The 16,954-nt window shown below is 42.0% G+C and carries 10 protein-coding genes and 1 tRNA gene; 10 read left to right on the top strand and 1 reads right to left on the bottom strand.

Features of this window, described 5'->3' with window-relative positions:
- Window positions 1-199 precede the first annotated feature (199 nt).
- The 10 genes from ACTQ9S_RS13445 to ACTQ9S_RS13400 all read left to right on the top strand — a co-directional run bounded on the left by ACTQ9S_RS13445 (window position 200) and on the right by ACTQ9S_RS13400 (window position 13,942).
- A tRNA-Trp gene (locus ACTQ9S_RS13445) sits at window positions 200-275 on the top strand.
- 52 nt (window positions 276-327) lie between these two features.
- Window positions 328-813 (top strand): preprotein translocase subunit SecE, encoded by a 486-nt coding sequence (gene secE, locus ACTQ9S_RS13440; RefSeq protein WP_068037977.1) that lies wholly within the window; start codon window positions 328-330, stop codon window positions 811-813.
- Between the two features lie 59 nt (window positions 814-872).
- Window positions 873-1,403 carry a transcription termination/antitermination protein NusG gene (gene nusG / locus ACTQ9S_RS13435; RefSeq protein ID WP_068037974.1) on the top strand — a complete coding sequence of 177 codons (531 nt, stop codon included), beginning with the start codon at window positions 873-875 and terminating at the stop codon, window positions 1,401-1,403.
- 90 nt (window positions 1,404-1,493) lie between these two features.
- Complete coding sequence (gene rplK, locus ACTQ9S_RS13430) at window positions 1,494-1,925, top strand: 50S ribosomal protein L11 (protein ID WP_010201717.1); 432 nt, start codon at window positions 1,494-1,496, stop codon at window positions 1,923-1,925.
- Window positions 1,926-2,627: a 50S ribosomal protein L1 gene (gene rplA, locus ACTQ9S_RS13425; RefSeq protein ID WP_068329499.1), complete on the top strand. Its 702-nt coding sequence runs from the start codon at window positions 1,926-1,928 to the stop codon at window positions 2,625-2,627.
- Window positions 2,628-3,062: 435 nt separating this feature from the next.
- Complete coding sequence (gene rplJ, locus ACTQ9S_RS13420; RefSeq protein ID WP_440455225.1) at window positions 3,063-3,590, top strand: 50S ribosomal protein L10; 528 nt, start codon at window positions 3,063-3,065, stop codon at window positions 3,588-3,590.
- A gap of 126 nt (window positions 3,591-3,716) precedes the next feature.
- Window positions 3,717-4,088 (top strand): 50S ribosomal protein L7/L12, encoded by a 372-nt coding sequence (gene rplL / locus ACTQ9S_RS13415; protein WP_011514491.1) that lies wholly within the window; start codon window positions 3,717-3,719, stop codon window positions 4,086-4,088.
- Window positions 4,089-4,739: 651 nt separating this feature from the next.
- Entirely contained in the window at window positions 4,740-8,846 is a 4,107-nt protein-coding gene (gene rpoB / locus ACTQ9S_RS13410) for a DNA-directed RNA polymerase subunit beta (RefSeq protein ID WP_068037963.1), read from the top strand.
- Window positions 8,847-9,015: 169 nt separating this feature from the next.
- Window positions 9,016-13,242 (top strand): DNA-directed RNA polymerase subunit beta', encoded by a 4,227-nt coding sequence (gene rpoC, locus ACTQ9S_RS13405; RefSeq protein ID WP_350655977.1) that lies wholly within the window; start codon window positions 9,016-9,018, stop codon window positions 13,240-13,242.
- 178 nt (window positions 13,243-13,420) lie between these two features.
- Window positions 13,421-13,942, top strand: a complete 522-nt coding sequence (locus tag ACTQ9S_RS13400; RefSeq protein ID WP_440455224.1) for a DUF6586 family protein — start codon at window positions 13,421-13,423, stop codon at window positions 13,940-13,942.
- 161 nt (window positions 13,943-14,103) lie between these two features.
- Here the strand turns inward: ACTQ9S_RS13400 and ACTQ9S_RS13395 are convergent, their stop codons facing one another.
- Complete coding sequence (locus ACTQ9S_RS13395) at window positions 14,104-16,776, bottom strand: penicillin-binding protein 1A (RefSeq protein WP_440455223.1); 2,673 nt, start codon at window positions 16,774-16,776, stop codon at window positions 14,104-14,106.
- Window positions 16,777-16,954 lie beyond the last annotated feature (178 nt).

The following is a 16,954-nucleotide window of genomic DNA, read 5'->3' as shown; positions in this document are numbered from 1 at the left end:
TATTGTTAATTTTCATCATATCCGTATATTAGTTAAGCAAAAAGTCATTAAGGTTGCTAAGACATAACTATACAAATTTGTTCTCTGTAATCCTAATTTTGTTGTTAATAGCCAATTGATTAGAATAAAGTAATAAAATATTGTGTTAAAACTTGCATTCTAATTAAAAGCTTGTATAATTATCAGCCTCAACACCCATAGGCGATTGGCTCAATTGGTAGAGCATCGGTCTCCAAAACCGAGGGTTGTAGGTTCGAGTCCTACATCGCCTGCCATCTTCTTACCAAATTCTTTATTGTAAGCCACCATCTCCAAAGCGAGTTCTCTATGAGCGATAATCAAGATAACCTCGATTCTAAGTTATCTGATGCCAAGGCGGTTGCTGGTGGAATGCTGACTAAAAATAAGCACATATCATCGGTGAATACGTCTGCCGTTGAAGTTGCCAAAACTGGTTCAGCAAAAGATTTGGTATTATGGCTATTAGCCATAGCTGCTTTGATCGGCGCGACTTTAGTTAATCAATACCTACCTGGTTACTGGCAACTTGCCAATGATGTTTGGGTACGTATTGGTATTATTGTCGCGCTTATTGTGTTTGCACTAGTATGTCTAGCGTTAACCAATCAAGGTCGCGCATTTAAAATATTACTAAGAGATGCGGCAGTTGAACTGCGCCGTGTCACGTGGCCAGGTAAAGATGAGACCTTTCAATACACATGGCAAGTGATTGTTGTGATTGCGATTGTTGGGTTTTTTATTTGGTTATTAGATAACTTTTTTAATTGGTTCGTTGGTTTGTTTATCGGTTAATAGAAGCGTATTAGCTTCCTTTAACCCAAACTTTTACTTATAACGATTAGGAGCGTGATATGCGTTGGTATATTGTCCAAGCGTTTTCAGGATATGAAAAACAAGTGCAACGCTCATTAATCGAGCGCATTAATCGTAGCGACTTTGCTGAAAATTTCGGTGATGTATTGGTTCCTACTGAAGAAGTCGTCGAAATGAAAGACGGCAAAAAGCGTAAGAGTGAGCGTAAGTTCTTTCCAGGGTACGTATTGATCCAAATGGAAATGAACGATAATACTTGGCATATTGTTAAAGAATGCCCACGTATTATGGGTTTCATTGGTGGTACGCCTGAGACTCCTGCGCCTATTACTCAAGTAGAAGCGGATCGTATTCTTAACCGTTTAAATCAGACTGAAACCAACCCACGTCCAAAAACGTTATTTGAGCCGGGCGAAGAGTTATTGGTTATTGATGGTCCATTTACTGACTTTAAAGGGTTGGTAGAAAAAGTGGATTATGAAAAGTCTAAATTACAGTTAACTGTAAACGTATTTAATCGACCTACTCAGGTTGAGCTTGAGTTTAGTAAAGTTGAAAAGCTAGACTAAACCAGCAAAAAATTCATCAACCGGGGAGCTGTTAGTCAATAAGGGTTATACCATATTGATTTGGCGCTATTACCCATTTAGGAGAGTATCATGGCTAAGAAGATTGATGGTTACATCAAACTGCAAGTGCCTGCAGGCAAAGCAAATCCTTCACCACCGATTGGTCCAGCATTGGGTCAAAAAGGCGTGAACATCATGGCGTTCTGTAAAGAATTTAACGCTGCGACCTCAAATCAAGAGCCGGGTTTACCGATTCCTACTGAGATCACTGTATATAGCGATAAGTCTTTCACCTTCATCATGAAGTCACCACCAGCTGCATACTTACTACGTAAGGCTGCTGGCATCGCTAAAGGTTCTGGTACACCAAACACCGCTAAAGTCGGTAAAGTCGATCGTGCGCAATTAGAAGATATCGTCAAGACTAAAGATGCAGACTTAACTGCTGCTGATCTTGATGCTGCTGTCCGTACCATCGCTGGTACTGCACGTTCAATGGGTATTACCGTGGAGGGTGTGTAAATGAGTAAACTTACTAAGCGTCAAAAATTAATCGCTGAGCGTGTAGAAAACGAAAAGTTATACACACTTGAAGAAGCGGTTCAAATCTTAAATGATTTGCCAGCACTAAAATTCAAAGAGTCTATCGACATTGCAGTAAACTTGGGCGTTGACCCACGTAAATCTGATCAAGTCGTTCGTGGCGCTACCAACCTACCTGCTGGTACTGGTAAAACCAAACGCGTTGCTGTATTTGCTCAAGGCGCTGCTGCTGAAGCCGCCAAAGAAGCTGGTGCTGACATCGTTGGTTTTGAAGATTTAGCAGAGCAAATCAAAGCTGGTAACATGGACTTTGATATTGTTATTGCTGCTCCTGATGCAATGCGTGTTGTTGGTCAGTTAGGTACTATCCTAGGTCCACGTGGTCTAATGCCTAACCCAAAAGTCGGTACGGTAACGCCTAACGTTGCTGAAGCTGTAACTAACGCTAAAGCTGGTCAGGCTCAGTATCGTGTTGATAAAGCGGGTATTATCCATACCACTATCGGTCAAGTTGGTTTCACTGCTGAGCAAGTTATCCAAAACGCTCAAGCACTAATCACAGATCTAAAGCGTGCTAAACCTGCTACTTCTAAAGGTGTTTTCATTAAGAAAATTACCTTGTCTAGCACTATGGGCCCAGGTATCACGATTGATCCTGTTCCATATCGCACAGCAAAATAATTAAACATGTGCCTTTATTTGACGATTTCAAATAAAGGACATAAAAATATTTTAAAGAATTAGGTCAGCGTAGCAAACGCTATGCTGTCTAAGACCGTAGGTAGAAATCGGTTTTGCGTTATTATTAATGATTCTCGGATTATTATTGATGGCGATGAGCTGCTTTTGTTAATCGACGACAGATGAAAATCTTAGTTGTCCTACGCAGACGGTGACCCACCCAGTTGTTGATAAGAGCCGATAGGGTAACCTATCACTTGATGTCATTCTGATAACGGTGCCGTAATCAGTCGTTACGAGTAGATTCTATTTCATGGAATTTACGAATAACGTATCGTATCAAGTCAGTCTTAGTTAGCTATTTAAACTATTCAAAACCTCGGTTTTGGAGTTTTTAGATGATTAGCAGATTGATTAGATTAAAGGAGTCAACTTATGGCATTAACGCTAGAGCAAAAACAACAAGTTGTGGCTGAAGTGTCTGAAGTTGCTGCTAATGCTTACTCAGCAGTAGCTGCCGAATATCATGGTATTGGTGTTGCAAAGCTTACTAAGCTGCGCGAACAAGCCCGTGAGAAAGGCGTCGTTTTGAAAGTGGTGAAAAACACCCTAGCAAAACGCGCTTTTGAAGGCACTAAGTTTGAGAGCATGTCAGACCGTATGACTGGTCCATTACTTTTGGCTTTCTCTATGGAAGATTTGGGATCTGCTGCTCGAGTCGTTTTCGACTTCAGTCAAGATCACAAAGCTTTAGAGACCAAATTGGTATCAGTTGGTGGTGTTGTTTATGGTCCAGAAGAGCTAGAGCGCGTATCGAAGCTACCAACTCGCGACGAAGCAATCTCTATCTTGATGGCTACTATGAATGCACCAGTGACCAAGCTTGTCCAGACTATGAACGCAGTTCCTGGCAAGTTCGTTCGCACTGTTGCAGCAATCAAAGACGCAAAAGAAGCTGCTTAATTGCTTGTTTTAACGTAACTTTGACATCGCTGATTGTACTTAATTGTCATAACTATTTGAAAATTTGGCAAGCAATCAAAGCGATATTAAAATCAATTAATTTTTATCAGATAACGGAGAGTTCTCATGGCACTATCTAAAGATGACGTGTTAAACGCAATCGCTGAAATGTCAGTAATGGATATCGTTGAATTAATCAGCGCTATGGAAGAAAAATTCGGCGTAACAGCTGCTGTTGCTGCTGCACCTGCTGCTGCTGGCCCTGCTGCTGCTGCTGCTGAAGAAAAAGACGAGTTTGATGTAGTTCTTGCCAGCTTTGGCGAGAAGAAAGTTGGCGTAATTAAAGCCGTACGTGAAGCTACTGGTCTTGGCCTGAAAGAAGCGAAAGATTTGGTTGAAAGTGCTCCAGCACCAATCAAAGAAGGCGTTAACAAAGCTGAAGCTGAAGAGTTGAAAAAGAAACTTGAAGAAGCCGGCGCTACTGTTGAACTAAAATAAGTTTAACGCGTTACGAAAAAAAGCTGGTGATGCCTTGCATTGCCAGCTTTTTTTTATTATAATTCGTAGCTTGACCTTTTGTGTCTGCCAATATACGTACGCATTAATGCGGTGGATACCTATCAAAAGGACACACGATATACATGTACGCAAACACGCCAGTTTTTGAAATTAGTTAACGTAAGCTAAATGTCGTTAGATGTTTGGCATTTTTTTGTGTCTGCATACTTTCCTTTTATTAATAATATTTATATTGATCCTAATTTTTTAATTCTAAATAGTCTAGCATGGTTTTACTGTCGGTAAATGGTTCATGGACGGTAGATATTAGCGACGATACTATTCATGTCATATATATAATATAATTTAGAGATGAGACGCTAGAAGATTAGCAAGGTTTACTATTGAAATCTCAAGCAAAAGTGCTCATATAGTCGTGTTGATGTATTGATTTTAGTACATTGTTTTTATGCAACGACCGTTAGAACCCAATTAAGTTAAACAGCTGTTTTAGTAGAAGTATTTGTCTACAAAAAACAGTTTTAGTAAGAATTTTTATTTTATTATCGTTTACGTCGCTAAGTTTGCATAGTATTGATGCATGCTGGCCACGCTTTTCATTTGTTTTCACGTCTACTGTAAGGACTCTCGATGGCATATTCTTATACTGAAAAAAAGCGTATTCGCAAAAGTTTTGCTGAATTGCCCACTGTGATGGACATCCCATATTTACTGTCTATCCAAGTAGATTCTTACGAGCAATTTTTGCAAGAGCATAAAAAGCCAAAAGCTCGTGAGAATACTGGTTTGCAAGCTGCGTATTCCTCTATTTTCCCTATCGAAAGTCACTCTGGTAATGCAGAGTTACAATTCGTTGAATATTACTTAGGTACACCTGAGTTTGATGAGCGTGAATGTATTTTACGCGGCTCAACTTTCGCAGCCCCTATGCGTGTCAAAATTCGCCTAATTATCAAAGATAAAGACAGCAAAGATAAAGACAGTAAAGCGGCTATCAAAGATATCCGTGAGCAAAGTGTATACATGGGCGAGATGCCATTGATGACCAATAACGGTACCTTTATTATTAATGGTACTGAACGGGTTATCGTATCGCAATTGCATCGTTCACCTGGTGTATTCTTTGATCATGATAAAGGTAAGTCACATTCAAGTGGTAAAGTGCTTTATAACGCACGTATTATCCCTTATCGTGGCTCATGGCTTGACTTTGAATTTGATGCCAAAGACTTAGTTTTTGCACGTATTGACCGTCGTCGTAAATTACTAGCTTCTATTATTTTACGCGCACTAGGCCTAAGCACTGCTGAGATCTTAGATATTTTCTTCGATAAAGTGGCTGTTTATAAAGGTGAAGAGCAGTTCGAAATTGATCTAGTTGCTGATCGCCTACGTGGTGAGATGGCGCAGTTTGATATCGTATCACCTGAGGGTGATGTATTGGTAGAGCAAGGCAAGCGTATTAATGCACGCCGTATCCGTCAGCTTGAAGAAGCAGGCATGACGAAAATTGCTGTACCTGATGAATACCTATATGAGCGTATTTTAGCTGAAGATATCATCGTTGATGATGAAGTGCTTGCTCGTGCAAACACGCCAATTGACCATGAATTATTGGTTAAATTAAGCGCTACTGACATCAAAGAAATCAGCATTCTATTTACCAATGATATCGATCAGGGTAGTTATATCGCTGATACGTTACGCGCTGATAGCACTTCAAGCCGTGAAGAAGCTCTAATCGAGATCTATAAAGTCATGCGTCCAGGTGAGCCACCAACGGTTGAAACCGCTGAGAAGCTATTTGACAGCATGTTCTTTAACGCTGATCGTTATGACTTATCGAATGTCGGTCGCATGAAGTTTAACCGCCGTTTAGGTTTAGACTTTGATAATACAGATGATCCTGATATCCAACGCAAGCGCAGTGTACTGACTAATGATGACATCGTTAACGTTCTAAAAGAGCTTATCGAGATCCGTAATGGTCGCGGCGAAGTTGATGATATTGACCATTTAGGTAACCGTCGTATTCGTTCGGTTGGTGAGATGGCAGAGAACCAGTTCCGTGTTGGTCTGGTACGTGTTGAGCGTGCAGTAAAAGAGCGTTTAAGCTCAGCTGAGTCTGATAACTTATCACCACAAGATTTGATTAACTCAAAACCTGTTGCTGCTGCTGTCAAAGAATTCTTTGGTTCAAGTCAGTTGTCACAGTTTATGGATCAGAACAATCCGTTGTCTGAAGTCACGCATAAACGCCGTGTATCAGCATTAGGGCCAGGTGGTCTGACTCGTGAACGTGCAGGCTTTGAAGTACGTGACGTACATGATACGCATTATGGTCGTGTTTGCCCGATTGAGACTCCTGAAGGTCCAAACATTGGTCTTATCAACTCGCTTGCGACCTTTGCTAAAACCAACAGCTTTGGCTTCTTAGAGACGCCTTATCGCCGTGTGGTTGATGGTAAAGTAACAGACGTTATTGAGTATTTATCAGCGATTGAAGAAGTAGGTACTGTGATTGCACAGGCCGACTCACCAGTGACTGAAGATGGTGCACTTTCTGATGAAATGGTCAGTGTGCGTAGCTATGGTGAATTCGTTCGTATGCCGCCAGAAAAAGTGACGCATATGGATGTGTCGCCAAGTCAGGTCGTTTCGGTAGCAGCAGGTCTTATTCCATTCCTTGAGCATGATGATGCTAACCGTGCCTTGATGGGCTCGAACATGCAGCGTCAGGCCGTTCCAACATTACGTGCTGATAAGCCGTTAGTTGGTACTGGTATGGAGCGTCATGTTGCTCGTGACTCTGGTGTTTGTGTTATCGCTAAGCGTGGCGGTGTGATTGAAGATGTTGATGCATCGCGTATCGTAGTGCGTGTGAACGAAGACGAGATGACTGCTGGTGAAGCGGGTATCGATATCTACAACTTGATCAAATATACACGCTCTAACCAAAACACTTGTATCAACCAACGTATCATCGTTAACCAAGGCGACGAGATTGCTTTGGGTGATATCTTGGCTGATGGTCCGTCAACGGATCTTGGTGAGCTAGCATTGGGTCAGAACATTCGCATCGCATTTATGCCGTGGAACGGTTATAACTTCGAAGATTCAATCTTGCTGTCTGAAAAAGTAGTTAAAGAAGATCGTTTCACTACTATTCATATTCAAGAATTGACTTGTGTGGCGCGTGATACCAAGCTTGGAACAGAAGAAATCACTGCTGATATTCCAAACGTTGGTGAAGCCGCTTTATCAAGTCTTGATGAAGCAGGTATTGTCTATATCGGTGCTGAAGTTGACGCAGGTGATATCTTGGTTGGTAAAGTCACGCCAAAAGGTGAGACGCAACTAACGCCAGAAGAGAAGCTACTACGGGCCATCTTTGGTGAAAAAGCGGCTGATGTTAAAGACACCTCATTACGTGTGCCTACATCAAGCAAAGGTACGGTTATTGACGTACAGGTCTTCACCCGTGATGGTGTCGAAAAAGACGCGCGTGCAAAAGCGATTGAAAAGTCGCAGCTTGATAGCTACCGTAAAGATTTGAAAGAAGAGTTACGTATCTTTGAAGAAGCAGCACGTGGACGTATTGGTAATCTACTTGATGGTCAAAAAGTCAGCGGCGGTTCTGGTCTAAAAGCCGGTACAGTTATGGCTTTGGCTGATATGAAAGATATGAGCCTTGAGACTTTACTTGATATCCAGCCAGTTGAAGAAGAAATATCTGAGCGTTTGACACAAATTGCAGAGTACTTAGTCGATAAGCAAAAAGATATCGATACTAAGTTTGCTGAAAAGAAACGTAAATTAACGGCAGGTGATGACTTACAACATGGCGTTCAAAAAATCGTCAAGGTGTATTTAGCGGTTAAGCGTCGTATTCAGCCTGGTGATAAGATGGCTGGTCGTCATGGTAACAAAGGTGTGGTATCGCGCATTATGCCGGTTGAAGACATGCCTTATGATGAGAATGGTAATACAGTCGATATCGTATTGAACCCGCTTGGCGTACCATCGCGTATGAACATCGGTCAGGTATTAGAGACGCATTTAGGTATGGCAGCAAAAGGCCTAGGTGACAAAATCGATGGTATGCTCAAAGCACAAGCAGCGATTAAAGATTTACGTGATTTCTTAGACCAAATCTATAACAAAGTTGGTGGCGAACAAGTTGATCTTGATAGCTTAACTGATGATGACATCATGGCGCTGGCGGACAATTTACGTGCTGGTGTACCGATGGGCACGGCAGTGTTTGATGGTGCGCATGAGCATCAAGTTAAAGACTTGCTAGAGCTTGCTGGTATGGCACGCGATGGTCAGCAGACGTTGTATGATGGTCGTACGGGTCAGAAGTTTGACCGTAAAGTGACGGTCGGTTATATGTATATGCTTAAGCTTAACCATTTGGTTGATGACAAAATGCATGCGCGTTCAACTGGTTCTTACTCACTAGTGACTCAGCAGCCGCTAGGTGGTAAAGCTCAGTTTGGTGGTCAGCGCTTCGGTGAGATGGAAGTGTGGGCACTAGAAGCATATGGTGCGACTTATACGTTGCAAGAAATGCTGACTGTGAAGTCGGATGACGTTGAAGGCCGTACGCGTATGTATAAAAACATCGTTGATGGTGAGCAGTATATGGATCCAGGCATGCCTGAATCGTTTAACGTACTGACCAAAGAAATCAAATCACTAGGTCTTAATATTGAGTTAAAAGAGACCCACTAAGTTTAAAAGCTTTATTGATTCTAAACTTAGTTGTCACACTAAAGGCAGCACGCCTAATTGCTGCTGCTTTTAGTCATTTATCTCAACCCTATTCATTGCCTTCATTCATCTTATCCGCATTACGTTGTATAACGCGGCCAGATGATTATAAAGATAACGGAGAAGCAACTTGAAAGATTTACTCGATATTATGCAAAGCCCTACCGCTAGCGGTAATCGTGAGTTTGATAGTATTCAAATTACCTTAGCGTCACCTGATGTTATTAAATCATGGTCGCATGGTGAAGTTAAAAAGCCTGAAACGATTAACTATCGTACCTTCAAGCCTGAGCGTGACGGTCTGTTCTGTGCCAAAATCTTTGGTCCAGTTAAAGATTTTGAGTGCCTGTGTGGTAAATATAAGCGCCGTAAATTCCAAGGCGTAATTTGTGAAAAATGTGGCGTTGAAGTCACTACCGCTAAAGTTCGTCGTGATCGCATGGGTCACATTGACCTAGCGAGTCCTGTTGCGCATATTTGGTTCCTAAAGTCATTACCAAGCCGTATTGGTCTATTATTAGACATGACTTTGCGCGATATTGAACGTGTATTGTATTTTGAAAGCTATATCGTTACTGAGCCAGGTTTAACTAGCTTAGAGAAATATCAGCTGCTTGATGATGAAGATTATTATAAAGCCCTTGAAGAATTTGGCGATGAATTCGTAGCCAAGATGGGTGCTGAAGCCGTACAAGATCTATTAAAAGATATTGATTTAGACCTTGAGATTGACGAGCTACGCGAAGCTATTCCGCAGACAGGTTCTGAGACTAAGCTTAAAAAGATGTCTAAGCGTCTTAAATTATTAGAAGCATTCCGTGATTCTAATAATAAGCCTGAGTGGATGGTAATGACCATCTTGCCAGTACTACCACCAGATTTGCGCCCACTAGTGCCACTAGAAGGCGGACGTTTTGCGACCTCAGATCTAAACGATTTGTATCGCCGCGTCATTAACCGTAACAACCGTCTAAAGCGTCTATTAGAGCTAAGCGCTCCTGATATTATCGTACGTAACGAAAAGCGTATGTTACAAGAATCAGTTGATGCTTTATTAGATAACGGCCGTCGCGGTCGTGCTATTACTGGTAGTAACAAGCGTCCACTCAAATCTTTGGCTGATATGATCAAAGGTAAGCAAGGTCGTTTCCGTCAAAACTTACTTGGTAAACGTGTCGACTATTCTGGTCGTTCGGTTATCGTAGTAGGTCCAACGCTACGTCTGCATCAGTGTGGTTTGCCTAAGAAAATGGCACTTGAGCTATTCAAGCCGTTTACTTATTCAAAATTATTGTCACACGGTATGGCAACCACGATTAAAGCGGCCAAAAAAATGGTCGAACGTGAAGAGCCACAAGTGTGGGATATGCTGGCCATGGTTATCCGTGAGCATCCAGTACTACTAAACCGTGCACCAACGCTTCACCGTTTGGGTCTACAAGCGTTCGAGCCTGTACTAATCGAGGGTAAAGCTATCCAGCTGCATCCGCTCGTTTGTACTGCTTTCAACGCTGACTTTGATGGTGACCAAATGGCAGTACACGTGCCATTGACGTTAGAGGCACAACTCGAATCACGTGCGCTAATGATGTCAACCAACAACATCTTGTCACCTGCTAACGGTGATCCGATTATTGTACCGTCACAAGATGTGGTACTTGGTTTGTATTACATCAGTCGCTCATCAGTGAATGCCAAAGGCGAGGGCATGATTTTTGCTACCGTCAATGAAGCATTACGTGCCATCGGTTCAAATGATTTGCATGTAAACGCAAAGATTAAAGTGCGTGTTACTGAGACACATATCGATGAAGAAGGCAACGAAACCAACAAAGAAGTTAGTCTAAAGGAAACTGTTGCTGGTCGTCTGCTTATCTGGAATATCATGCCAAAAGGTATGGCGTTTGATGAGTGCAACCAAGAGATGACTAAGAAAAACATCTCACGTTTGATTAACTCTTGCTATCGTAAGATGGGCGCCAAAGGTAGTGTCATGTTCGCTGACCAATTAATGTACCTAGGGTTCGCTCAAGCGACACTATCTGGTGTATCTGTTGGTATCGATGACATGGTCATTCCACCAAGCAAAAAGCAGATTATTGAAGTTGCTGAAGCCGAAGTTCGTGAAATTGAAGACCAGTTTGAGCAAGGTTTTGTGACTGCTGGTGAGCGTTATAACAAAGTTGTCGATATTTGGTCACGTACTAACGACAAAGTCGCTAAGGCGATGATGGACAACTTGGCTACTGATAAAGTAATCAATGCTCAAGGTGAAGAAGAAGAGCAAAAGTCTTTTAACTCAATCTATATCATGTCGGATTCGGGTGCTCGTGGTAGTGCTGCACAGATTCGTCAGCTTGCTGGTATGCGTGGTTTGATGGCAAAGCCGGATGGCTCAATTATCGAGACGCCGATTAAAGCTAACTTCCGTGAAGGCTTAACAGTACTTCAGTACTTTATCTCAACGCATGGTGCGCGTAAAGGTCTAGCAGATACCGCATTGAAAACGGCTAACTCAGGTTATTTGACTCGTCGTTTGGTTGATGTCGCACAAGATTTAGTTATTACTACTGATGACTGTGGTACTGATGTAGGCTTGCTCATGACGCCGCACATCCAAGGTGGCGAGATCATTGAAAAACTTGGTGATCTAGTACTTGGACGTGTTACAGCGCGTGATGTCACGTACAATGATGATGATTCAAAAATCTTGGTTCCAGCGGGTACTTTGATCGATGAGCATTGGGTTAATGTGCTTGACGAAAATGCAATCGATGACATCTGGGTACGCTCGGTGATTACTTGTAACGTAGCACATGGTGTTTGTTCACAGTGCTATGGTCGTGACCTTGCTCGTGGTCATAAAGTGAATATCGGTGAGTCAGTTGGTGTCATGGCAGCACAGTCTATCGGTGAGCCTGGTACACAGCTTACGATGCGTACTTTCCACGTGGGCGGGGCAGCAAGCTCAGCATCAGTGGATAATAGCATCTCAGTCCGTAATGCTGGTCAAGCGCATTTCGAGAATATGAAGACAGTTCAGCATACTGACGGTCACTTAGTTATTGTTTCTCGTTCTGCTGAAATTGCCTTAACTGATGAGCTTGGTCGTGAGCGTGAGCGTTATAAAGTACCTTATGGTTCAAGTGTATTAGTGAAGCATGAAGATCAGGTCGAAGGTGGCCAGACTATCGCTAAATGGGATCCGCATACGCATCCAATCATCACTGAATTTGCTGGTACAGCACGCTTTAGTGAAATTACTGATGGTATGACGGCAACTGTTAAAGTTGATGACGCGACTGGTATGAGCTCATTTGAGATTCTTGCTACTCGTGACCGTTCAAGTACTGCAAAAGACTTACGTCCTGCCATTATCTTGAATACTGACGAAGGCAAAGAAGTAATTTACTTCTTACCTGCTGAAACGATCATTCGTGTTAGCGATGGTGAAAAAGTAGCGGCAGGTTCAATCTTAGGTCGTGTACCACAAGCTACTTCAGGTACTAAAGATATTACCGGTGGTCTACCACGTGTTGCTGATTTATTCGAAGCACGTCGTCCAAAAGATCATGCCATCATGGCAGAGATGACTGGTGTAGTCAGCTTTGGTAAAGAAACTAAGGGCAAAAATCGCTTTATTATCACCAATGAAGATGGTGAAGTACATGAAGAGCTAATCCCTAAATGGCGTCAAATTAACGTCTTTGAAAATGAGACAGTAGCTCGTGGTGAAGTTATCGCTGATGGTCCACAAAACCCACACGATATCTTACGTCTAAAAGGCCAGACAGCACTTGCTAACTATATCGTTAACGAAGTACAGGATGTTTATCGTCTGCAAGGTGTGAAGATTAACGACAAGCACATTGAAGTTATCATTCGCCAAATGCTACGCAAAGTTGAAATTACCGATGGTGGTGATTCAAGTCACTTCAAAGGCGATCAAGCTGAATATGCTGATATCAGAGCACTTAACGCAAAACTAGAAGCGGAAGATAAATTCCCAGTACAGTATGAGCGTCAGCTACTTGGTATCACCAAAGCCAGTCTTGCAACAGAAAGCTTTATCTCAGCAGCGTCGTTCCAGGAAACGACTCGTGTCCTAACTGCTGCTGCCGTTACTGGTAAGGTAGATGAACTACGCGGTCTGAAAGAGAACGTCGTTGTTGGTCGCCTAATTCCAGCGGGTACTGGTCTTGCTTATCATAAAGCTCGTAAAGAGAAAGCTGAACAGAAGCTGCTTGATAAAGACATTAATGCAGCGTTTGATATGACTGCTAGCACTGATAGCAAAGACTTTGCCAGTTTCGATGAAGCCTTCGCACAAGAGCTCAACCAAGATAGTCAGTCTTAATAGCAAATGTTTAACATGTAATTATAATTAAAATAAAAAAGCCAGCCATGTTGCTGGCTTTTTTATGGGCTTAAAAAACTAAAAAAACAATAGTTATATTAACTCCTAAGATAGTACACTAACCAATGCGTCTATATCAGTCGCGTCTATTTTATTAATATCATACAAGGATAAGCGCATGGCGGGTAAAGGTCGCGTTGCCAAATATCAAGCTGATAGAACCAATCAAAAGCTGTATTTTTGTCGTCTAGCCTGTCAAGCAGCGGGTAGTAGTAGTGATAAACAGCTATATCAAGCACATTGTGAAACAGCTATATTTCATCTGTACGGTACTTTTTTAGCATTTATGCAAGAGCTTGCACAATTTTATAGTTTGGATATGAAGAGGCCAACTTTAGAGAGTATTGAACAAGCACTTAGTGAGCGTACTCAAGTGTCGCCAGAGATACAGCGTCTGCAACAATTGCAGCAGCAAGGGTTTTTGGCAAATATAGAACGTGCCTATCAGCGTTGTCTATACGCCGTCCCACCAGATACTATCGTAGATCAAACACCAAGCGATGCTGCCTCACCTGATCTTATAGTTAACGTTGTGACCTTGTCGAATCAGTGGTTACCTGATGAAGCAACTATACGTGAATGGCGTCAGCAGTTTTTAGAGCTTATCGAGCAATTACGCGCAGGTATGATAGAGTTCTAAAGAGTAATATAAATATTGAACTCTTAAGAAAACATGTTGAATTAGCAAAAATTATCAAGTAGGGCAGGTCATATAGAAACTTTATATCGTAAAAAAGCTTGCTCAAATATCATTGAGCAAGCTTTTTTATATTACAAATAACGATTAGAAGAGTTGTTTGTTTATTCTGGCATTGGCGGCATACGCTCAGCTGGAGTCACCGAAAGCGGGTTTTGAGGAACGCTATCGTTGGTGCGTTTCGGAGGTGAAATCGTACTCTTATTACCAGTATTACTGTTGCGGCTTTCTTCAGCTTCAATAGGGTCAGGTTCCGGAGCTTTACGCTGCTGAGTTTTGGGTTTTACTGGTTTAGCAGCACTACTAGTGTACACATTTTCTTCATCAGTATTGATCACGCCAGCATCAGTCATCTCCAATATACGCTGCTGCTGTTTTTTAGATTTGGCACGGTTGTTGACTGACACCCATTGATGAGGTTTATTTTTTAGTTGCGCTCTCATAAAATCCATCCATACGGGCAGCGCTGCTACTCCTCCATACTCACGACGCCCCAATGTTGATGGCTGATCAAAACCCATCCAAACGACAGTAGCACTAGTTGGATGGAAACCTGCAAACCAAGCATCTTTAGCTTCATTGGTTGTACCAGTTTTACCGCCAATATCGTTACGACCTAAGGCTTTTGCACGCACTGCTGTACCACGCTGTACGACATCACGTAAGATATCAGCCATCTCATAAGCAACTCGTGGCTTCAAAATACGTGGTGCTTGGCTAGCCTGCAAGTACTGTACAGCAGGTGGTTTTAAGCGATCTGCTTCTGGACTAGCATCATATACATTTAGATTGATAGCATCGTTATCTGCTTCTACACTTTCGTCCTTCTCTAAATCTTCAGTAGTTACCGATTCATCGTTAGGATCAATAACTGCATTTTTATCTTCGAGTAATTTATTATAATCTTCAACCCGTTTCTCGTTGAGACTTTCAACTTGTTCATTGAAACATAATGCGCAAGCTTGTTGCGGATTTGCTTGGAACAATAACTTATTGTCATAATTATAAATTTGTTCAATAAAATAAGGTTGAATACGATGCCCACCGTTAGCAAAGCTTGCATAAGCAGTGGCCATTTGTAAAGGTGTTGCTTGTCCTGCACCTAGCGCCAATGACAAAGTTGTTGGAAGCTTTTCTTTATCAAGTCCAAACTGATCTAATAAGTTGCGCGCATCTGAGATGCCAATAGCTTGTAGTAAACGAATAGATACCAAGTTACGTGATAGATATAAACCGCGACGTAAAGTAATGTCACCTAAAAAGCGTTCATCAGAGTTCTTAGGTTTCCATTCGCCTACTTGGATTGGACGATCTGAAACAATACTATCTGGGCGATAGCCTTTTTCTAGAGCAGCAGTATAAACCAATGGCTTAATCGTTGAACCTGGTTGACGCCAGCCCTGTAATGCACGGTTGAATTTACTGTGATTAAAATCGAAGCCTCCAACTAGAGCGTTAACAGCGCCTGTATCAGGGTTCAATGAAACTAGGCTACCTTGTACCTCTGGTATTTGTGCCAGCTTCCAACCGCCATTGTTGGTCGGTAGTAAGCGAATAATGTCGTTCTTACTAACAATCTGTGTGGCATTACTTGGATAGTAACCAATCCGATCTGCTGAAAAATACTTACGCGCCCAGCTCATACCCGACCAGTTAACGGTAACATTTTCACCAGAGGGCATCGTTGCTTCAAAGCTACGTGAATTAACTTTGGTGACCTTAGCTGGATACATGCCACCGTAGCGTCGAAAGTCTTCTAAAGGTTCATCATTCGCTTCTGCTCCGCGCCAGCCATGACGATGATCGTAAGCTATTAGCCCTTTTAGCACGGCTGCTTCAGCAGATTTTTGGGCTTCACTATCGACAGTGAGACGTACTCGCCAACCGCCATTGACAACTTGTTCACCGTAGCGATTGACCAGCGCATAACGAGTCATTTCTGCCAAATACGGCATATTAACGTCAAGCTTTTCTTGGTAGAGTTTTAAACCAATTGGCGCGTTGACTGCTTCATCATGCTGGGTCTTATCAATGTAACCAAGCTCGTGCATGCGACCAACAATCCAATTGCGACGAGTGAGTGCACGTTCAGGATTGGCTACAGGGTTATATTTTGATGGGGCTTTTGGTAAGCCAGCAAGCATTGCCATTTCGGCAATAGTTAGGTTTTCTAGAGATTTGCTATAGTATTTTTTGGCAGCTGCACGGATACCGTACGCGCCTTCGCCTAGATAAATTTTATTGACATATAAGGTCAAAATATCGTTTTTGCTAAGCTCATCTTCCATCTTACGAGCCAAAAACAGTTCAGTTAACTTTCTGTTTAAAGTACGTTCAGGGCTTAAGAAATAGTTTTTAGCGACTTGCATAGTAATGGTAGAGCCACCTGTTTGACCTTCGTCATCAGTGACTGCCTCGGTAACAGCGCGACCAAGACCTTTAATACTAATACCACTATGTTGAAAAAATGATGAGTCTTCTGCCGCCAAAAACGCATTGGTCAAATCTTTAGGGATTTCTTCAAAGGTAACTGGTAGCGATAAACGATTACCGTATTGACCAATAAGCTTGTCATCGCTGCTATATATTTGCAATGGCATCTCAAGACTGGCTGTTTTGATTTCTTGGATACTGGGCAATGTTGGTGACAAATACATAGCCATACCGTAGAAGCCAATTGGCACAGTTAATGCAAGGATAACGGCAAGTGCTAGACAGGCAATAACAATTCCCACCAAAAAGTGAACGAGGTGAGCAGTAGCGTTTTTTTTGGTCATAATCAGGCTTATCAATTAAAATTTGCAACAAATACCTTATTATACAGTGAACAAAACAGACAGGTCATGCTAAAAGTGTAATTTATCTGAACAGAGTCTTTAAATGCTTGAATATGTCTATTAAGTAAAGTATTGTGTTAAATTATTACTGATAACTATCAGAACGTAAATCTATATA

The organism is Psychrobacter sp. ASPA161_9, assembly GCF_051970275.1.
Lineage (GTDB): Bacteria > Pseudomonadota > Gammaproteobacteria > Pseudomonadales > Moraxellaceae > Psychrobacter.
The sequence above is the reverse complement of the archived record's forward strand: the minus strand, read 5'-3'. Positions and strand labels throughout refer to the sequence as shown.